Origin of the sequence: Falsiroseomonas oryziterrae (assembly GCF_021864505.1) — a bacterium.
In the GTDB taxonomy this organism is placed as follows: Bacteria; Pseudomonadota; Alphaproteobacteria; order Acetobacterales; family Acetobacteraceae; genus Falsiroseomonas; species Falsiroseomonas oryziterrae.
Map to the genome: position 1 here is coordinate 1 of NZ_JAKJIB010000008.1, position 20,103 is coordinate 20,103.

15 protein-coding genes are annotated in these 20,103 nt (G+C 71.7%); 11 read left to right on the forward strand and 4 right to left on the reverse strand.

What is annotated here, in order from left to right; all coding sequences use genetic code 11:
* The 4 genes from L2I40_RS01770 to L2I40_RS01785 all read right to left on the reverse strand — a co-directional run.
* Positions 1-631, reverse strand: a 631-nt coding sequence (locus tag L2I40_RS01770) for a thiamine pyrophosphate-binding protein (protein WP_272910918.1), incomplete at its 3' end; no start/stop codon positions are given.
* Entirely contained in the window at positions 628-1,581 is a 954-nt protein-coding gene (locus L2I40_RS01775; RefSeq protein WP_237213138.1) for a branched-chain amino acid transaminase, read from the reverse strand. The genes L2I40_RS01775 and L2I40_RS01770, both read right to left, overlap by 4 nt.
* Positions 1,582-1,583: 2 nt before the next feature.
* Positions 1,584-3,644: a hydantoinase/oxoprolinase family protein gene (locus tag L2I40_RS01780; RefSeq protein WP_237213139.1), complete on the reverse strand. Its 2,061-nt coding sequence runs from the start codon at positions 3,642-3,644 to the stop codon at positions 1,584-1,586.
* Complete coding sequence (locus L2I40_RS01785) at positions 3,641-5,284, reverse strand: hydantoinase B/oxoprolinase family protein (protein ID WP_237213140.1); 1,644 nt, start codon at positions 5,282-5,284, stop codon at positions 3,641-3,643. Before L2I40_RS01785 ends, L2I40_RS01780 begins: the two co-directional genes overlap by 4 nt.
* A gap of 107 nt (positions 5,285-5,391) precedes the next feature.
* On the opposite strand from L2I40_RS01785, the gene L2I40_RS01790 reads away from it, so the two are divergent.
* From L2I40_RS01790 to L2I40_RS01840, 11 genes are read left to right on the forward strand one after another with little or no spacing between them, the layout of a single operon-like run.
* Positions 5,392-6,612 (forward strand): ABC transporter substrate-binding protein, encoded by a 1,221-nt coding sequence (locus tag L2I40_RS01790; RefSeq protein ID WP_237213141.1) that lies wholly within the window; start codon positions 5,392-5,394, stop codon positions 6,610-6,612.
* Positions 6,613-8,481 carry an ABC transporter permease gene (locus tag L2I40_RS01795; protein ID WP_237213142.1) on the forward strand — a complete coding sequence of 623 codons (1,869 nt, stop codon included), beginning with the start codon at positions 6,613-6,615 and terminating at the stop codon, positions 8,479-8,481.
* Complete coding sequence (locus L2I40_RS01800; protein WP_237213143.1) at positions 8,478-9,257, forward strand: ABC transporter ATP-binding protein; 780 nt, start codon at positions 8,478-8,480, stop codon at positions 9,255-9,257. The genes L2I40_RS01795 and L2I40_RS01800 overlap by 4 nt, the downstream gene beginning before the upstream one ends.
* On the forward strand, positions 9,250-9,963 hold the full coding sequence (locus L2I40_RS01805) for an ABC transporter ATP-binding protein (protein ID WP_237213144.1): 714 nt from the start codon (positions 9,250-9,252) through the stop codon (positions 9,961-9,963). The genes L2I40_RS01800 and L2I40_RS01805 overlap by 8 nt, the downstream gene beginning before the upstream one ends.
* The gene (locus L2I40_RS01810; RefSeq protein WP_237213145.1) at positions 9,960-11,978 is read left to right on the forward strand and encodes a hydantoinase/oxoprolinase family protein; all 2,019 of its coding nucleotides are present in this window, start codon (positions 9,960-9,962) and stop codon (positions 11,976-11,978) included. The genes L2I40_RS01805 and L2I40_RS01810 overlap by 4 nt, the downstream gene beginning before the upstream one ends.
* Positions 11,975-13,648: a hydantoinase B/oxoprolinase family protein gene (locus L2I40_RS01815; protein WP_237213146.1), complete on the forward strand. Its 1,674-nt coding sequence runs from the start codon at positions 11,975-11,977 to the stop codon at positions 13,646-13,648. The genes L2I40_RS01810 and L2I40_RS01815 overlap by 4 nt, the downstream gene beginning before the upstream one ends.
* A complete protein-coding gene (locus tag L2I40_RS01820; RefSeq protein WP_237213147.1) occupies positions 13,645-14,484 on the forward strand; it encodes an FAD binding domain-containing protein in 840 nt (279 codons plus the stop codon). The genes L2I40_RS01815 and L2I40_RS01820 overlap by 4 nt, the downstream gene beginning before the upstream one ends.
* A complete protein-coding gene (locus tag L2I40_RS01825) occupies positions 14,481-17,174 on the forward strand; it encodes a molybdopterin-dependent oxidoreductase (protein WP_237213148.1) in 2,694 nt (897 codons plus the stop codon). The genes L2I40_RS01820 and L2I40_RS01825 overlap by 4 nt, the downstream gene beginning before the upstream one ends.
* Positions 17,158-18,651: a 6-hydroxynicotinate reductase gene (locus L2I40_RS01830; RefSeq protein ID WP_237213149.1), complete on the forward strand. Its 1,494-nt coding sequence runs from the start codon at positions 17,158-17,160 to the stop codon at positions 18,649-18,651. The genes L2I40_RS01825 and L2I40_RS01830 overlap by 17 nt, the downstream gene beginning before the upstream one ends.
* Positions 18,648-19,502, forward strand: a complete 855-nt coding sequence (locus L2I40_RS01835) for a UPF0280 family protein (protein ID WP_237213150.1) — start codon at positions 18,648-18,650, stop codon at positions 19,500-19,502. The genes L2I40_RS01830 and L2I40_RS01835 overlap by 4 nt, the downstream gene beginning before the upstream one ends.
* Positions 19,499-20,086 (forward strand): amino acid synthesis family protein, encoded by a 588-nt coding sequence (locus L2I40_RS01840; protein ID WP_237213151.1) that lies wholly within the window; start codon positions 19,499-19,501, stop codon positions 20,084-20,086. The genes L2I40_RS01835 and L2I40_RS01840 overlap by 4 nt, the downstream gene beginning before the upstream one ends.
* Positions 20,087-20,103 lie beyond the last annotated feature (17 nt).

A 20,103-nucleotide genomic window follows, 5' to 3' on the forward strand; every position in this document is an offset into this window, starting at 1 on the left:
CCAGCGCGCTGCCGGCCAGCACCAGCGGGCGCTCGGCGGCGGCGATGCGCGCGGCCAGCGCCTCGAGCTGCGCGGCGGAAGCCTCGGGCACCGCGCGTGGGCGCGGCTGGGCGAGCGGGATGTCCTGGGCCGGGTCGTCGAACAGGTCCTCGGGCAGGATCACCGCGACGGGGCCGGGCGTGCCGGTCTCCGCCAGGTGATAGGCGCGCGCGATCGCCTCGCTGGCCTGGGCGGCGAGGTCCACCTCGATCACCGCCTTGGTCATGTCGCCGAGCAGCTTCGCGTAGTTCTGCTCCTGCAGCGCGTTGCGGCCCCTGTCGCGACGCTCGACCTGGCCGACGAGCAGGATCATCGGCACGGCGTCGTGGAAGGCGGTGTGCAGGCCGATCATCGCATTCGCGACACCGGGGCCGCGCGAGACGAGGCAGAGGCCGGCGCGGCGGCGCATGCGACCATCCGCGACGGCCATGTAACTCGCGCCGCCTTCGTGCCGGCAGACGACAAGTTTCAGCGTCGGTAGGTCGGTGATGGCGTCGGTGAGGCCGAGGAAGCTCTCGCCCGGGACGCAGAAGATCAGGTCGGCGTCGTGGGCGAGCAGGCTTTCGGCGACGAGGCGGCCGACGGTCCTCATTCCGCGGCCTGCGCCTTGGCTGCGCCATAGACGGGCGTCAGCCAGTGCCGGTAGCGCGGCACCCTGCCCGACACGACGTCGAAGTAGAGCGACTGGATGCGGCGGGTCAGCGGGCCGGGCTTTCCGTCGCCGACATCGTAATGGTCCACCGAGACGATCGGCGTTACCTCGTGCCCGCTGCCGCAGAAGAAGGCCTCGTCGCAGATGTAGAGCTCGGTGCGGTCCACGTCGCGCTCGATCACCTCGAGCCCGAGTTCCGCGCGGGCGAGTTCGATCAGCGTATCGCGGGTAATGCTTTCCAGGATGTCGGCGGTGACGGGCGGCGTGATCAGCTTGCCGCCGCGCACCATCATGAAGCAGGCGCCGGGGCCTTCGGCGACCTTGCCGGCCTCGTTCAGCAGGATCGGGATCTGGAAGCCGTTCAGCCGCGCATCGATGTAGGCGAGGCGCGAATTGTGGTAGTTCGACCCCGCCTTGATGCGCGACGGCGAGGCGAGGTCGGAGTTGCGCCGCCAGGTGGAGACGCAGGAGCGCACGCCCTGGTGCACCGCCTTCGTCGTCGGCTTGCTGAAGGCGAGGATGAACATCCCTGTCCGGATCTCCTCCGGCAGGTAGTCTGTCAGCTCGCCCTGGTCGAAATAGACGACGGGGCGGAAGTGGACGCTGCCGCGGTAGCCGCAGGCGCGGATCAGCTCGATGCAGGCGGCCTCGATCTCGGCATCCGTGTAGGGGATCGTCATGCGCATGATCTTGGCGCCCTGGCGCAGCCGCGCGATGTGCTCGGCGTGGCGGAACATGAAGAGCTCCTGTTCCTCCTCGGACCAGTAGGCGCGCTCGCCTTCGAAGACGTTCTCGCCGCGCAGGACGCATTCGGTGGCGATGTGCAGCGTCGCCTGTTCCCAGGGGACGAGGCTGCCATTCATCCAGGCGAAGGGGGCGGACTTGGCCATGCTCAGCCCTCGATGCTGATGACGAGGTTGCCCTGCGCGTCGAGCGTGAAGCTCGCATCGGGGCCGATGACGGTGGTGGATTCGCGCTCCTCCACCACGGCCGGGCCGGGGTAGGTTATGCCGTGGGCGAGGCGATAGCGGTCGTAGACCGCGGTCGGCGTCAGGCCGACGCCCGGGAACCAGGCCTCGCGGGTGCCCTTGCGCGGATCGCCCGGCTGGCGCGCGCTGAGCGTCGCCGGGATCTCCGGGCGGCTTGCGGTGGCGTGCAGGCGCCAGGAGAGCACTTCGGAGGGCAGGCCCTCGATGCGGCGGTCGAAGAGGCGCTGATAGGCGTCGAGGAAAGCGGATTGCACGGCCTCGGCATCGAGGCGCCCGGGCAGCGGAACGGGGATGTCAAAGCCCTGTCCGACGAAGCGCATGTCGGCGCTGCGGCGGAAGGTCACGTCGCCGGGCGCGGCGCCGGCCTCGACCAGCAGCGCGCGCGCCTCCGCCTCCATCGCCTCGAAATGCCGGCCGACCTCGTCCCAGTCGACGGCGGAGAGCCGGCGGATGCCGCTGCGCACCAGGTCGATCGCCGGTGCGGCGACGAGGAAGCCGAGGGCGGAGGCGACGCCGGCGCCGGCCGGCACCACGATCCGCGACAGCTTGAGCAGCTTGGCAAGGCCATAGGCGTGCACGGGGCCCGCGCCGCCGAAGGCGAGCAGCGCGTAGCGCCGCGGGTCCCTGCCCTTCTCCGCGATGTACATGCGCGTCGCGGCGGCCATGTTCTCGTTGACGACGGCATGTATGCCGGCCGCGACCTCCAGCACGGACATGCCGAGCGGGCCGGCGAGCTTCTCCTGCACCGCGCGTTCGACCGCAGCGCGGTCGAGTCCCATCTCGCCGCCGAGGAAATAGTCGGGCGAGAGATAGCCGAGCAGCAGGTCGGCATCCGTCACCGTGGGATGCGTGCCGCCTCGGCCGTAGCAGACCGGGCCGGGCACAGAGCCGGCCGAGTCCGGGCCGACCGTCAGCAGCCCCATCGCGTTCACCGCGGCGATGGAGCCGCCGCCCGCGCCGATCTCGATGAGGTCGATCACCGGCACCTTCAGCGGCAGGCCGGAGCCCTTCTTGAAGCGGCGGACCCGCGCAGCCTCGAAGGTGGAGGCATGCTCCGCCTCGCCGCCCTCAATCAGGCACATCTTCGCGGTGGTCCCGCCCATGTCGAAGCTGATCATGTCGGCGAGGCCGGAGGCGCGGCCGACATGCATTGCCGCGAGCGCGCCCGCGGCGGGGCCGGATTCGATCAGCTGCACCGGATGGCGGCGCGCGTGCCGCACCGTCGCGATACCGCCAGCCGACAGCATCAGATGCAGCGGTGCGTCCATCCCACGGCGGCGCAACTCCTCCTCCAGCCGCGCGAGGTAGCGGTCCATCAGCGGCTGGACATAGGCGTTCACGCAGGCGGTGTTGGCGCGTTCGTATTCGCGGATCTCGGGCGCGACGTCGGAGGAGAGTGTGACGGGAACACCAGGCAGTTCCTCCGCAAGGATCTCGCCGACGCGGCGCTCATGGGTCGGGTCGAGGTAGCTGTGGAGCAGGCAGACGGCGACCGCCTCGACCTGCTGCGCCTTGAGGGCGCGCGCGGCCGAACGGGCCTCCGCCTCGTCGAGCGGCTTCAGCACGCGGCCGGTGGCGTCGAGGCGTTCCGTCACGACATGGCGGCGCGGACGCGGGGCGAGCGGCTGCGGCTTCTCGAGCGCGAGGTCGTAGAGATCGTAGCGCATCTCACGACCCATCTCGAGATTGTCGCGGAAGCCGCGCGTCGTGATGAAGCCGATGCGCGCGCCCTTGCGCTCGATCACCGTGTTGGTGACCAGCGTCGTGCCATGCACCACCTGCCGGACCGCGCCGATGCCGCGTGTGGCTTCGTCCAGCAGCCGCGCGATGCCGTCGAGCATGGCACGGCCTGGGTCGTCGGGCGTGGTGAGGCGCTTGCCGGTCAGCACGCGGCCCTCGGCCTCGTCCACCAGGACGAAGTCGGTGAAGGTGCCGCCGACATCGACGCCGATGCGCAACGTCATGAGGTGATCCCGTAGTCGCGCCGTGCGCCGTCCGGCGTCACGTAACCGTCCTCGATGTCGCGGCGCACCGCGGCCGGGTCGCGTTGCCGCGGATCGCCGAAGCCGCCGCCGCCGCCGTAGTTCATCACCAGCCGCTCGCCAGGCTGCAGGGTGGAGCGGCCCTTGGGATGTGGATGCGTGCCGTCGGCCTTCACCACCTTGGCCGGCAGCCCCGCGCCGCCGCCCATCAGCCCGCCGGCCGGATGCTTCATGCGGTCGGAGATGAGCGAAAGGCGGACGGGTTCCTCCGTCATCACCTCCAGCTCGACCTCCTGGCCGAGGCCGCCGCGCCACCGGCCGGGGCCGCCACTGTCGGGGATCAGGTCCTTGCGCCAGACGAGCACCGGCGCGCCGGCCTCGAAGGCCTCGATCGAGCCGGAGCCGGAATTGGTCGGGAAGGCGACGGCGTTCAGCCCGTCGCGCCCGGCGCCGGCGCCCATGCCGCCGGAGCCGAACAGCACCTGGCTGAAGCGCTCGCCCTTCGCGCGGCCGGTGGTGACGGGGCGCGGCGCGGGGGAAGCGCTGTCGGCGATCACCTTCTCGGGCACGACCTGGGCAAGGCAGCCATAGATGGCACCCGACAGGAACAGCCCCGTCAGGTGCCGCGCGTTCACCGCCGCCGGGTAGCGGGCGTTGAGGATGCTGCCTTCCGGCGCGGTGACCTCGATGGCGCGGTAGCTGCCCTCGTTGCGCGGCGTGTCGGGGTCGAGCGCGCACTTCAGCGGATAGACCGTGTAGGCGTAGGTGTAGTTCATCACGCAGTTCAGCCCGCGCGCGATCTGCGGCGAGGTCCCGGCATAGTCCACCGTCAGCCGCTCGCCCTGCTTGGTGATGGCGCAGGCGATCGTCGTCTCCTGGTCCTCGTAGCCGTCCGCCTTGACCACGTGGCGCCAGGTGCCGTCGGGAAGTGCGGCGATCGCCTTGCGCATCGCCGCATCGGCACGCGCCTGTAGGACGGCGGACAGCTCCGTCAGGTCCTCCAGGCCGGTGTCGTCCAGGAATTCCGACAGGCGGCGCGCACACACGGCCTGGGCGTTCACCTGCGCCGCGATGTCGCCCATCACCTGGTCGGCGACGCGGACATTGCCGCGGATCAGGCGGACCAGCTCGCGGTTCTCCTTGCCCTCGACCATCAGCTTCGTCGGCAGGATGCGCAGGCCTTCCTCGTAGACCTCCGTGCAATCGGCCGACCACAGCACGCCGCCGATGTCGGGGACGTGGCTGGTCGCACCCGCGAAGCCGACCAGACGCCCCTTGCGGAAGATCGGCGAGACGGTGGTGACGTCGAGCTGATGCCCTGTCGCCATCCAGGCGTCGTTGGTGATCAGCACGTCGCCGGGCCTCAGCGTGTCGGCCGGCATCTCGTCCAGCATATGCTGAAGGGTTCGCGGCAGCAGGCCGACGAAGCTCGGGATGCCGATGGAGTTCTCGGCGAGGCTCGCGCCCTTCGCATCCATCAGCACCGTCGCGAAGTCGTTCGATTCGCGCACGATGGTGGAGAAGGAGGTGCGGAGCAGCGCCGCCGCCGCCTCGTCGGCGATGGAGATCAGGCGGCTCCAGAGGATCTGCAGGCTGACGGGGTCGAAGCGGTCCGCGCTCATGCCGGAAGCTTGGCAGGCAGGGCGGAGCGCCGGAAGGCCCCCCTGGACCATCGGCAGGAAGCCGGGTGAGGATGCGGCCACAGGGACGGACGAACGGGAGATCGGTCATGGGTCGCTTCACGCTCGCACGCCGCGCGCTGGCCGGCGGGCTCGCGGCCGCGCCGCTGATCGGGCTTAGGGTGCCGCGCGCCCAGGGTGCGCCGGTGCGGATCGGCGAGCTGAATTCCTACAGCCGCATGGCCGCCTTCTCGGTGCCCTATCGCAACGCGATGCAGCTGGCCGCCGAGCAGATCAACCGCGCCGGCGGCGTCATGGGCGGGCGGCCGCTGGAATTCGTCTTCCGCGACGACGGCGCGACGCCGGGCGATGCGGTCCGCGTCGCCGAGGATCTGCTGACGCGCGAGAACGTCGCCTTCATCGCCGGCACCTTCCTGTCGAATGTCGGACTGGCGGTCGCGGACCTGGCGAACCAGCGCCGGCGGCTGTTCTTCGCGACCGAACCGCTGTCGGACGCGATCACGATGCAGCAGGGCAACCGCTATACATGGCGGCTCCGGCCCAACACCTACATGCAGACGCGCATGCTGACGGAGGCGGCGCGCGGCCGCACCGCGCGGCGCTGGGCGATCGTCGCGCCGAACTACGAATACGGCCAGTCCGCGGCGGCGAACTTCAAGCGGCTGATCGGCGCCTCGATCCCCGGCGCCGAGATCGTCGCGGAGCAGTATCCGGCGCTCGGCCGCGTGGATGCGGGCGCTACGGTGGGCGCGCTGAACCAAGCGCGGCCGGATGCGATCTTCAACGTGCTGTTCGGGCCCGACCTGACGGCCTTCGTGCGCGAGGGCAACACGCGCGGGCTGTTCGAGCGGCGCTTCGTGCTGAGCCTGCTGACCGGCGAACCGGAATACATGATCCCGCTGGGCGACGAGACGCCGGAGGGCTGGATCGTGACCGGCTATCCCTGGGAGCAGGTAGAGTGGCCGGCGCACCGCGCCTATGTCGAGGCCTACCGCGCGCGCTTCAACGACACGCCGCGCAAGGGCAGCCTGCTCGGCTGGGTCACGGTGCAGGTGCTGGCCAACCTGCTGAACCGCGTGAACAGCCTGGACAACGAGGCGCTGGTGGATGGGCTGCGCGACCTGCGCACGGACACCGTGACCGGCCCGGTCGTGATGCGCGGCATCGACCAGCAGGGCACGATGGGCACCTGGGTGGGCGAGACGGTGCTGCGCGGCCGGCAGGGCGCGATGCGTAACGCGCGCTATGTGGACGGGGCGGAGGTGATGTTCCCGGAAGCGGAGGTGCGCGCCGCCCGCCGGAGCAGTTGAGTGGATTTCAGCTTCGTCGTGGTTCAGGCCCTGTCGGGCCTGGCCAGCGCGTCCTCGCTCTTCGTCATCGCCTCCGGGCTGACGCTGGTCTTCGGCGTCACGCGCATCGTCAACTTCGCGCATGGCTCCTTCTACATGCTCGGCGCCTACATCGCCGTGACGGTGGTGCCGTGGCTGCTGGAGATCGACCGCTCGCCCTGGCTGTTCTTCGTGGGCGTGCTGGTCAGCGCGGTCGCGGTCGGGATCCTCGGCGTGGTGATGGAGGTCCTGCTGCTGCGGCGCATCTACAAGGTGCCGGAGCTGTTCCAGCTGCTCGCGACCTTCGGCGTGGTGCTGATGGTGCAGGATGCGGTGCTGAAGATCTGGGGGCCGGTGGACATCACCGGTCCGCGCGCGCCGGGGCTGCGGCACGGCGTGGAGATACTGGGCCAGCGCTTCCCGGCCTATGAGCTGTTCCTGATCTTCGTCGGGCCGGCGGTGCTGGGCCTGTTGTGGCTGCTGATGCACCGGACGCGCTTCGGCATCCTGATCCGCGCCGCGACCCGCGACCGCGAGATGGTCGGCGCGCTCGGCGTCAACCAGGCGCTGCTGTTCACCGGCACGCTGTTCCTGGGCGCGTTCCTGGCGGGGCTCGGCGGCGCGCTGCAGATCCCGCGCGTGAGTGCCTCGGCGCAGATGGACCTCTCGATCATCACCGAGGTCTTCGTGGTGACGGTGATCGGCGGCATGGGCAGCGTGACGGGTGCCTTCCTGGCCGCGGTGCTGATCGGGCAGCTGCAGGCCTTCGGCGTGCTGGTCTTCCCGAAGATCACGCTGGTGCTGGTGTTCCTGCTGATGGCGGCGGTGCTGGTGGTGAAGCCCTGGGGGCTGCTGGGGAAGCCGGAGGCCGCGGCGGGGCGGGCGGCGCTGCCGGAGGGCATCCTGAACCCTGCGCGTTTCGCGGCGGTCGAGAAGGGGCTGCTGGCGCTGTCCGTCACGGCGCTGCTCGCCCTGCCCTTCTTCGGCTCGGCCTATACGATGAAGGTGGCGACCGAGGTGCTGGTCTTCGCGCTGGCCGCCTTCTCGCTGAATTTCCTGGTCGGCAATGGCGGCATCGTCAGCTTCGGGCACGCGGCCTATTTCGGCCTCGGCGCCTATGCGGCGGGGTTGCTGGTGGTGAAGGCGGGCGTGCCGATGGAGCCGGCGCTGGTCGCGGCGCCCGTCGTCGCGGGGCTGTTCGCGGCGCTGTTCGGCTTCTTCGTAGTGCGGCTCTCCGGCATCTACCTCGCGATGCTGACGCTTGCGTTCGCTCAGATCGCCTATGCGGTCTGCTTCCAATGGGTGGAGTTCACCGGCGGCGACAACGGCGTGGTCGGCGTCTGGCCGAGCGCCTGGGCGGCCTCGCGCCACGTCTATTTCTATGTCGTCGCCGTGCTGGTGGTGGCGGCGATCCTGGCGCTGCGCCACGTGGTCTACGCCCCCTTCGGCGCGACGCTGCGCGCGGCGCGGGATTCGGAACAGCGGGCGGATGCGATCGGGGTGGATGTGCGGGTGCATCGCTGGCTTGGCTTCACGCTGGCCGGCGCGGCCGCGGGGCTGGCGGGCGGGCTCTATGCCTTTTCGAAGGGATCCATCGATCCGACGATGCTCGGCATCCCGATGTCGGTGGATTTCCTGGCGATGATCCTGCTGGGCGGCATCCAGACGGTGATGGGGGCGGTGGTGGGTGCGGCCGCCTTCCACGCCATCAAGGACGTCTTCATGCCGCTGACGGATTTCTGGCGGTTCTTCCTCGGCGCCTCGATCATCGCGCTGGTGCTGATCTTCCCGCGCGGACTCGGCGGCGCCTATGCGGCGCTCCGCCGCCAGCCCGGCGTGGTGCGCGCATGACGCTGCTGAGCGCGGAGGGACTGAACAAGAGCTTCGGCGGCGTGGTCGCGGCGCGCGACGTGTCCTTCGCGCTGACGGCCGGGGAGATGCTGGCGATCATCGGGCCGAACGGCGCGGGCAAGTCCACCACCTTCAACATGGTGGGCGGCCAGTTGCGGCCGGACAGCGGGCGCGTGACGCTCGCCGGGCAGGACATCACCGGCATGCCGCCGCGCGAGGTCTGCCGGCTTGGCGTCGGGCGGACCTTCCAGGTCGCGCAGACCTTCCTGTCCATGACCGTCGTCGGCAACGTCCAGATGGCGCTGATCGCGCATGCGGGGCGGACGCGCGACGTGGTGGCCGATGCGGAGCGGCTGTTCCGGGCTGAGGCGCTGGCCCTGCTGGATCGCGTCGGCATGGCGGATGCCGCGGACCGGCCGATCGGGGAGCTCGCCTATGGCGACGTGAAGCGCGTGGAACTCGCCATCGCGCTCGCCGCCGCGCCGCGGCTGCTGCTGATGGACGAGCCGACGGCGGGGATGGCGCCGCGCGAGCGCGCCAGCCTCATGCGGCTGACGGCCGGTATCGCGCGGGAGGAAGGGATCGGCGTGCTCTTCACCGAGCACGACATGGACGCCGTCTTCGCCCATGCCGACCGGATCCTGGTGCTGGTCCGCGGCGAGATCATCGCCGCCGGCGCGCCGGAGGAGGTGCGCGCCAACGAGCAGGTGCAGCGCGTCTACCTCGGCACCACCGGCGTGAAGGCCGCGCTGCGCGCGCGTCGCGCCCATGGCTGAGGCGGTGCTTGAGGTCGAGGCGCTGCATGCCGGCTATGGGCCGGCCAAGGTGCTGTTCGGCGTCTCGCTATCGCTGCGCCGGGGCGAGGTGGCGGCGCTGATGGGGCGCAACGGTGCGGGCAAGTCCACCACGCTGAAGGCGATCATGGGCCTGCTGCCGCCGCGCGGCGGGCGGGTTCGCTTCGCAGGGCAGGACATCACAGGGCTGCCCCCCTTCCGCATCGCGCGGCTCGGCCTGGGCTATGTGCCGGAGGAGCGGCGGATCTTCACGGACCTGACGGTGTACGAGAACCTCGAGGTCGGACGCCGCGCGCCGGCCGCCGGCCGCGCCGCCTGGACGCCGGAGCGGCTCTTCACGGTCTTCCCGAATCTCGCCGAGATGCGCGGCCGCCGCGCCAGCGCCATGTCGGGCGGCGAGCAGCAGATGCTGACCATCGCGCGCACGCTGATGGGCAACCCGGAGGCGGTGCTGCTGGACGAGCCGTCCGAAGGTCTCGCGCCCGTGATCGTCGAGCAGATGGCGGATGCCGTGCTGCGCATGAAGGAGGAAGGAATCGCGGTGCTGCTATCCGAGCAGAACCTGGACTTCGCCGCGGCGGTGGCGGATCGTGCCTATGTCATCGAACGCGGCGAGATCCGCTTCCAGGGCGCCATGGCGGCGCTGGAGGCGGATGAGCAGGTCCGCGAGGCGTATCTGACGGTATGAGACGCGTTGCTGGCATCGACGTCGGCGGGACCTTCACCGACCTGCTGCTGCAGGAGGCGGACGGGACCGTGCGGCTGGCCAAGGTCCCGACCACGCCCAACCAGGCCGACGGGGTGATGGATGCGATCGCGGCGGCCGGCGCCGATCCCGCGGCGATCGACCTCATCATCCACGGCACCACGGCCACGACGAACGCGGTGCTGGAACGCAAGCTGGCCCGCGTCGGGCTGATCACCACGGCCGGCTTCCGCGACGTGTTGGAGCTCGGCCGCCGCACCCGGCCGCAGCCCTATGGCATGACGGGCAGCTTCGAGCCGCTGGTCCCGCGCGAGTTGCGCCGCGAGGTGGCGGAGCGCATGGATGCGCGCGGCAGCGTGGTGGCGCCGCTCGACGAGGCGGCCGTGGCGCGCGAGACGCGGGCGCTGCTCGAGGCAGGCTGCGAGGCGTTGGTGATCCATTTCCTGCACGCCTACGCCAACCCCGCGCATGAGCGCCGCGCGGGCGAGATCGCGCGCAGCATCTGGCCCAATGCCTACGTCACGCTCGGCCACGAGCTGCTGTCGGAGTTCCGCGAATACGAGCGCGGGACGACCGCGAGCGTGAATGCGGCGGTGCAGCCTGTGCTCGACCGCTACCTGCACAGACTGCAGGAGGGGCTGGCCGCGCGCGGCCACCGGCGCGACCTGCTGGTGATGAACGGCAATGGCGGCACGGTGCCGGCGCGGCTGGTGGCGCGCGAGGCAGCGAAGACCGTCATGTCCGGCCCGGCGTCGGGCGTCATGGCGGCGGCGGCGACGCTGGCGCAGAGCGGGCTGCGCAACGCCATCACATACGACATGGGCGGCACCTCGACCGATGTCGCGCTGATCGCCGGCGGGGTGCCGGAGGTCTCGGCGGAGCTTTCCATCGCCTATGGCCTGCCGATCCACCTGCCGATGGTGGATGTGCGCACCGTCGGCGCGGGTGGGGGCTCCATCGCGGGGCTCGATCGCGCGGGCATGCTGCGGGTCGGGCCGGAAAGCGCGGGCAGCACGCCCGGCCCGATCTGCTACGGGCGCGGCGGCACGCAGCCGACCATCACCGACGCCAATCTGGTGCTCGGCCGGCTCGACCCGGCGCGGCTGCTGGCGGTGCGCGAGCCGGTCCCGCTCGAGCGCCTGCGCGAGGCCTTCATGCGCGAGATCGGCGCGCCGCTCGGCATCTCCGTCGAGCAGGCGGCGGAGGCGGCGATCCGGCTGGCGAATGTCCACATGACCGGCGCGATCCGCATGGTGTCGCTCTCGAAGGGGCACGACCCGCGCGACTTCGTGCTGTTCGCCTTCGGCGGCGCGGGGCCGCTGCATGCCGTGGCGCTGGCACGCGAGATCGGCATCCCGGAGGTGCTGGTGCCCGCGCGGCCCGGCCTGACCAACGCGCTCGGCTGCCTGGTCGCCGATCTGCGGCAGGACCTGGTGAACACGCTGAACCGCGGCCTGGACGACATCCCGGAGGAGGAGATCGCGGCGGTGCTCGGCGCGCAGCGCGAGCGCGGCCTGGCCACCGTGCTGGCCGAGCGCGGCGAGGTGGAGGAAGCGGTGGTGCTGCATTCCGCCGACATGCAGTTCCGCGGCCAGACACACTTGATCCGCGTCCCGCTGCCGAGGCCAGCGCCCTCGCGCGCCGAGATCCAGGCGGCCTTCGAGGCGGCGTATTTCGCGCGCTTCCAGATCCGCATGCCGGAGATCCGCGCTGTGCTGGTGAACCTCAACACGAGCGTCATCGGAAAGCGGCGCGGCTTCGCCCTCGGCGCGCTGCTGGGTGGGCCGCGCGGCGAGGCGCGGATCGGCACGCGTCGGCTCTACGCCGACGGCGCCTGGCACGACGCGGCCGTGTGGCAGCGCGAGGCGCTGGCGGAGGGCGTCCGCATCGCGGGCCCCGCGATCCTGCAGCAGGCGGATGCGACGACGGTGCTGGAGCCGGGGAGCGAGGCCGTGGTGGACGCGATCGGCAACCTGCGGATCCGGGTGGCAGCATGACGGACGCACTGACGCTTGCCGTGATCCAGGCAGGGCTGCAGCAGGTCTGCAACGAGATGGACATCGCGTTCTCGCGCGCCGCCTTCTCGCCGGTGATCGCGGAGGCCGACGACCGCTCCGACGGCATCTACGGGCCGGAAGGCGAGCTGATCGCGCAGGGCGAGTTCGGCCTGCCGGTCTTCGTCGGCACCATGGCGCATTCCGCCGCGCATCTCGCGCGCCTGATCCGCGAGGGCGCGGTGGCGGCGCCGGAGCCAGGCGACATCTACATCGTCAACGATCCCTATCTCGGCGGCACGCATCTGATGGATGTGCGCTTCGCGAAGCCGGTCTTCGTGGAGGGCGAGCTGTTCTGCTGGCTGCAGAACACGGGGCACTGGCCGGACATCGGCGGCATGGTGCCGGGCGGCTTCAGCGCGCATGCGACGGAGGTGGAGCAGGAAGGCCTCCGCCTGCCGCCCGTGAAGCTCTTCAAGCGCGGCGAGCTGGACCGGGAGATCGTCTCCATCATCCAATCCAACATCCGCGTCGCGGGGCAGCGGATCGGCGACATCAAGGCGCAGGCCGCCGCGCTGCTGGTAGGCGAGCAGCGGCTCAGCGAGATGCTCGCGCGCTACGGCGCGGCGGGGCTGAAGGACGCGATCGCGGGCATCCGCGCCCGGGCGGCGGAGCGCATGCGGGCCGAGATCCGGCGCATCCCGGACGGTGTCTATCGCGCCGAGGCCTTCGTCGATTCCGACGGCGTGGTGAACGAGCCGCTCCGCATCGCGCTGACGGTCACCAAGCAGGACGAGACGCTGACCTTCGACCTGTCCGGGTCGTCGCCGCCCTGCCGCGGGCCGATGAACTCGGTCTGGTCGACCACCTGCTCCGCCATCTATCTCGGCATGAAGCACGTCTTCCCGCATGTGCCGATCAATGCCGGCACCTTCGAGCCGCTGCGGGTGATGCGTCCCGAGGGCACCTTCCTCGATGCCCGCTATCCGCGCCCGGTCTCGGGCTGCGCGGCGGAGGTCAGCCAGCGCGTCGCGGAGGCCGTCTTTCTCGCCCTCGCCCAGGCCATCCCGGACGAGCTCTGGGCGGCGCCCGCCGGCACCTCCGGGAATTTCGCGCTCGGCGGCTTCGATCCGGCGCGGGACGCGGGATACGTGATGTACCAGATCACCGGCGGCGGCCATGGCGGCAACGCGCGCGAGGACGGGCTGACCAATGCCTGCTCGACGATCGGCATCAGCAAGACGCCGCCCGTCGAGGTGATGGAGCAGTACTTCCCCATCCTGTTCCGCCGCTTCGCGATCCATGAGGGCTCGGGCGGCGCCGGGCGGCGGCGCGGCGGTTTCGGCGTGCATTACGAGGTGGAACTGCTGCGCGGCGAGGCGCGGGCGAGCTTCGTGATGGATCACGGCCGCTTCGGCCCGCCCGGCGTGCTGGGCGGGCAGGATGGCGCGCCGAATGTCGTGCGGCTGCACCGCGGCGGCGTCACGACGGTGCCGGAGCACCTGTCGAAGGACCAGGGGCTGCGCCTGGTCGCGGGCGACCGGGTGGAGGTGATGACGCCGGGCGGCGGCGGCTATGGCGATCCACGCGAGCGGGAACGCGACCTCGTCGCGCGCGACGTGGCGCGCGGCTACTACACGGCGGAACAGGCGGAACGACTGTTCGGGCCATGATCGCCTATCACCGCCCCCGCAAGCTGGAGGAGGCGCTGGCGATCCGCGCTGCGCAGGACGTCGCGGTGATCGCGGGCGGGACTGACGTCTACCCCGCCGCCGCCGGGCGCCGCGCCTGGGGCGACCCGACGCACAAGGACGTGCTGGACATCACTTCGATCCCGGGCCTCGACCGGATCGAGGAAACCGCTTCGGGCTGGCGCATCGGCTGCCTCGTCACCTGGTCGGCGCTGGGACGCGCGGCGCTGCCGCCTCTGTTCGATGGGCTGAAGGCGGCCGCGCGGGAGGTCGGCGGCGTGCAGGTGCAGAACCGTGGCACGATCGTCGGCAACCTCATCACCGCCTCGCCGGCCGGGGACGGGATCCCCAACCTGCTGGCGCTGGAGGCCCAGGTCGACATCGCCGGGCCGCGGCCACGCCAAGTGCCGCTGCGCGAGTTCCTGACCGGCTATCGTGCGACCGCGCTGGAACCGACGGAGATCTTGGTAGCGCTGCATGTGCCGCGGCTCGACGGTGCCCGCAGCGGCTTCGTGAAGCTCGGCGCACGGCGCTACCTCGTCATCTCCATCGCCATGGCCGCCGGCGTGGTCGCGGCTGACGCGACGGGCCGCATTGCCGAGGCCCGGCTGGCAGTCGGCGCCTGTTCGGCCGTGGCGCAGCGCCTGCCGGCGCTGGAAGCCGCGCTGCGCGGGGTGGCGATCCGCGAGGCGGCGGAGGTGGTGCAGGCCGATCATCTCGCCGCGCTGTCGCCGATCGACGACATCCGCGCCTCCGCCGCCTACCGCCGCGGCGCGGCGCTGACGCTGCTGCGCGATCTGCTGCGGGGCCTCGCATGATCGCCTTCACGCTGAACGGGCGCCACGTGGAAACCGATGCGGCGCCGTTCGCGCCGCTGTCGGACACGCTGCGCGAGCGACTCGGCCTGACCGGCACGAAGGTGGGCTGCGAGGCGGGCGATTGCGGCGCCTGCACCGTGCTGCTGGACGGCGCGCAGGTCTGCGCCTGCCTGGTGCCCACCGCGCAGGCGGAGGGTGCGCGCATCACGACGATCGAGGCGGAGGACCCGCTGGTCGAGCAGCTTCGCGCTGCCTTCCTGGCGCATGGCGCGGCACAATGCGGCATCTGCACGCCGGGCATGATCATGGCCGCCCGCGACCTGTTGACGCGCGACCCGACGCCCTGCGCGCCTGCGGTGGAGGAGGCGATCAGCGGCGTACTCTGCCGCTGCACCGGCTACCGCAAGATCGTGGACGCGGTGCTGGATGCGGTGCCACATGCAACGCCGATGCCGTCGGCCGGCGGGGCGGTGGGTGCAGCAGTGGCGCGGCTGGACGGCGCGCCGAAGGTCGCGGGCACGGACCGGTTCGGGGCCGATGCGGCGCCGCCGGATGCGCTCTGGCTGCGGGTGGTGCGCTCGCCGCATGCGAGCGCGCGCTTCACGCTGGGCGACCTGGAGGCCGCGCGCCGCGGGCTCGGGCTGCAGGCCATCCTGACGCATCGCGACGTGCCCGGGATCAACGCCTTCGGCATCATGCCGAACCTCAAAGACCAGCCCGTGCTGGCCGAGGGGCTGGTGCGATTCCGCGGCGAAGCGGTGCTGGCGCTTGTTGGCGAACGCGCGGCGGTGGAGGCGGTGCGCGATGGGGACCTGCCGATCGCGTGGGAGCCCCTGCCGGCGCTGCATGGCGTGGAGGCCGCGCTGGCCAAGGGCGCGCCGCAGCTCCACGCGCATGCGCCGGGAAACGTGCTGGTGCGGGGGCGGCTGACATCGGGCGATGCGGACGCCGCGCAATCCGCTGCGCAGGCCGAGGGCGCGTTCGAGACCGCCTTCGTCGAGCACGCCTATATCGAACCGGAAGCGGGCTACGCCGAACCGACGCAGGGCGGCATGACGATCGTTGCCTGCACCCAGGCGCCCTACATGGACCGGGAGGAGACGGCCCGCGTTCTCGGCGTGGCGGAGGAGGCGGTGCGCATCGTGCCCACGGCCTGCGGAGGCGGCTTCGGCGGCAAGCTCGACGTCTCCATCCAGCCGCTGCTCGCGGTGGCGGCGCGCGCGGTGAACCGGCCGGTGCGCGTGGTCTATTCGCGCACCGAGAGCATGGCGAGCACGACGAAGCGGCACCCGGCAATCCTGCGCGCACGCATGGCGGCCGATGCCGAGGGACGCTTCACCGCCTATGCGCTCGACGCCGATTTCAACACCGGCGCCTATGCCAGCTGGGGGCCGACGGTCGCGAACCGGGTGCCGGTGCATGCCTCCGGCCCCTATCGCGTGCCGAACGTCCGCAACCGCACGCGCGCGGTCTACACCAACGACACGCCGGCCGGCGCCTTCCGCGGGTTCGGCGTGCCGCAGGCGGCGATCGCGACCGAGGCGCTGGTGGACGACCTGGCGGAACAACTCGGGCTCGATCGCTGGGAGATCAGGCGGCGCAACGCGATCGGGCATGGCGACGTCACGCCCTCGGGGCAGGTGCTGCACGCCTCGGCGGGGCTGCCCGAATGCCTGGATGCGCTGAAGCCGGTGTGGGATGCGATGTTGTCCCGAGTTGCTGCGCACAACACCAGCGCGACGCGACACCGTCTCGGCGCCGGCATCGCCTGCATGTGGTATGGTTGCGGCAATACCTCCATGTCGAACCCGTCGCGCATGCGCGTCGTGCTGGGCCGCGACGGCACGCTGACGCTGTTCAACGGCGCGGTGGATATCGGCCAGGGCAGCACGACGGTCATCGCGCAGATCTGTGCCGATGCGCTCGGTCTCCCGCTGTCCGCGTTCCGCTTCGTCCTGGGCGACACGGCGCTGACGCATGACGCGGGCAAGACCTCGGCCTCGCGCCAGACCTTCGTCAGCGGCCGCGCGGCGCTGGAGGCCGGGCGCGACCTGCGGCGGAAGATCCTGGCGCTCGCCAATGCGGGGGAGGATGCGACGCTCGCGCTGTCCGGTGCGACGCTGCATGTCGCGGACCGGGCGGGCGGCGGGCGGAGCATCGACCTCGCCGCGTTGGCGAGCGACCTCGAAGGCGACGGGCGCTACGATCCGCCGACGACGGCGCTGGATGAAGAGGGCCAGGGCATCCCCTACGCGACCTATGGCTTCGCGGCGCAATGCGCGCTGGTGCGGGTGGACACGGTGCTCGGCACGGTGAAGGTGGAGGAGATCGTGGCGGCGCAGGATGTCGGGCGCGCGGTGAACCCGACGTTGGTCATCGGCCAGATCCATGGCGGCATCGCGCAGGGCCTCGGCCTCGCGCTGATGGAGGAGTTCATCCCCGGCCGCACCGAGAACCTGCATGACTACCTGATCCCGACCGCGGGCGACGTGCCGCCGATCCGCGTGCACCTGATCGAGGATCCGGAACCGGAAGGCCCCTTCGGCGCAAAAGGCGTGGGCGAGCCCGCGCTGGTGCCGACCGCGCCGGCCATCCTCGGCGCGATCCGGCACGCGACCGGGGTGCGCGTGACGCGCGTGCCGGTCCTGCCGCACCGGCTGTGGGAGGCGCTGCATGTCCGACAGGGTTAGCGCGGAGGCCAGGAGCGAGAAGTTCGGGCAGTCCGAGGGCGAGGGCATCATACGCTGCGACGCCTGCCCGGTGCTCTGCCGCATCCGGCCGGGTCGCGCGGGCGCGTGCAGCCGCTACGCCAACGAAGACGGCAAACTGGTGCGTACCGATCCGGCGCTGGCGCTTGCGCATGCCGTGGAGACCGGCGCGCCGCTCGTCGCCTTCGCGGACGGGGCCTGGGACGGCAAGCTGCTCGATCCCGGCCGCGCCTTCGTCACCGGCGTCGGCGCCGGCACCACCTATCCCGACTACAAGCCGGCCCCCTTCATCGTCGGCTCGACGCATGACGGGGTGGACACCGTCACCGTCGTGACGGAGGGGATGTTCAGCTACTGCGGCGTGAAGGTGAAGATCGACACCGACCGGCATCTCGGGCCCGAGGCGGCCGCGGTGCGCTGCAAGGGCGAGCAGGTCGGCCATGTCACCACCGCCGAGTACGGCAGCCAGATGCTGAGCCTCGGCGGCGTGCGGCACCTGACGGGCGGGTCGAAGCGCGAGGGCGTCGTCACCTGCGAGACGCTGCTGGCGCTGTGCGCGGCGGAGCCCGTGACGCTGACCATCGATGGCGGGCACGAGGTCGTGGTGCAGGCCGGCCGCGCGCCGGTGGTGGACGGTGTCGAGGAACGGCGCATGCGCGTCGGCTGCGGCAGCGCGGCGGTCGGCATCTTCGCGCAGCAGTGGCTCGGGCATGCCGACGAGGTCATCGTGGTGGACGACCACATCACCGGCGTCCTGAGCGAGCACCAGGCAGGCAAGGTGCTGGGGATGCGCGCGACGGGCATCCGCGTGCGCGGCCGACGCTCCACGCCGGGGCGGTATTTCCAGGTGGCGAAGCCCGGCCTCGGCTGGGGCGGGACGGATGTGACGGACCCGCTCTCCATCATCGAGAGCATCGACCCGAAGCTCGCCTGGCCGGGCTTGCGGCTGCTGATGACCTCCACCACCGGCGACCATGCCGCCTGGTTCGTGCTGGACGAGGCGCTGCGCCCGGTGCCGGCGGAGATGCCGGCAGCGGTCCGTGTCGTGGTGGAGCGGATCGGCGAGAATTGCGAGCCGTCGCTCTGCTCCGTGCTGTTCATGGCGGGCGCCGGCGGATCCTTGCGCGCGGGCGTGACGGAGAACCCGGTGCTGCTGACGCGCGCCGTCGCGGCCGGCGAGGTGCGCGTGACCATGGGCGGCGCCCCCGCCTATCTCTGGCCGGGCGGCGGCATCACCGTGATGGCGGATGTGCTGCGCTTCCCGGGCAAGGCTTTCGGCTACGTGCCGACGCCTGCCCTCGTCGCGCCGATCGAGTTCACCCTGCCGCGCGCGCTCTATGCGCAGCTCGGCGGGCACATGGACGAGATCGTGCCGGTCGAGGAATTGCTGCGCGGCCTCGGCGACCAGCTGCGCGTCGAGGGCTGGATCCCCGGCAATCCCTGGCCCTTCGCGCGATGATCGCGCAGCGCCTCGCGGGCGAGCGGCTGCACCTGCAGCACGGCCCGATCGACGTGGTGCTGCGCGTCTGGGGGACGCCGGCGGAGGTGGCGGCGGCGGAGCGTGCGGCGGCGCTTCGGTTCCGGACGATCCTGGACGAGCTGGTGGCGGAGCTGCCCGTGCTGCGCAGTGCCGTGACCGGCGGCACGCGGCTGACGGGTGAGGTCGCGCGCCAGATGCTCGCCGCATGCCTCCCCTTCGCGCGGCGGGGAGTCTTCGTCACCGCCATGGCGGCCGTGGCGGGCGCTGTGGCGGATGAGCTCCTGGCGGCGATGCGCGCCGCCGCGCCCGGCCTGCGCAAGGCCTTCGTCAACGATGGCGGCGACATCGCAGTCTTCGCCGCCCCTGGCGAGACGCTGGCGATCGGCCTCGCGGCCGAGCCCATCCCCGGCACGGCGTTCGACGGGGCGCTTCGCATCGCGCACGGCGACGGGATCGGCGGGATCGCGACCTCCGGCCGCGGCGGGCGGTCCTTCTCGCTCGGCATCGCCGACGCCGTGACCGTGCTGGCGCGCGACGCGGCGACCGCGGATGCCGCGGCAACGCTGATCGCCAACGCCGCGAACCTCGACAGCCCCGCCGTCACGCGGCGCCCGGCGCGCACGCTCGATCCCGACAGCGACCTCGGCGAGCGCTTGGTGACCGTCGCGGTCGGTGCGCTGGCGCCGGACGAAATCGCGGCGGCGCTCGATGCCGGCGCCGAGCGCGCCGAGGTCTGGCGGCGCGAGGGCCTGATCCTCGGTGCCGCGCTGCGCCTGCGCGGCCAGGCCCGCATCGTCGGCACGCCACTCAACGCCCTGGAGGCCGCATGAGCCAGGAGATCGCGATCCGGAAAACGGTGCTGCATGTCGAGGAGGTGCGCCACGACGGCGGCCCACCGTTGGCGAAGCCCGTCCTGAAGGGCTGGTGCGCCGTCGTTCTGCGCAATCCCTTCGCCGGCCGCCACGAGCCCGAGCTGATGTGGATGATGGAGGCGATGAAGCCGGTCGGGCTGATGGTGGCGGAGAAGCTGCTGGCAGGGCTCGGCGGCGACCCGACGGCGGTCGAGGCCTATGGCAAGGGCGGGCTGGTCGGGGAGGCGGGCGAGCTGGAGCACGGCGCGCTCTGGCATGTCGCGGGCGGCTATGCGATGCGCGGGCTGCTCGGCAAGGCGCTCGCCATCGTGCCGTCCATGACCAAGGTCGGGCCGATGGGGGCGCTGCTAGACCTGCCGATCCATCACCGCAACGCGGCCTATGTGCGCAGCCATTTCGACGGGATCACCTGCGTGGTGCCGGACGCGCCACGGGGGGACGAGATCCTCTTCGCGCTGGCGATGACCACCGGGCCGCGGCCGCATGCCCGCGTCGGCGGCCTGCGGCAGGAGGAGATCGCGGCCTGGGACGGCCAGCGCTGACCTTTGCGGCCGCCCCA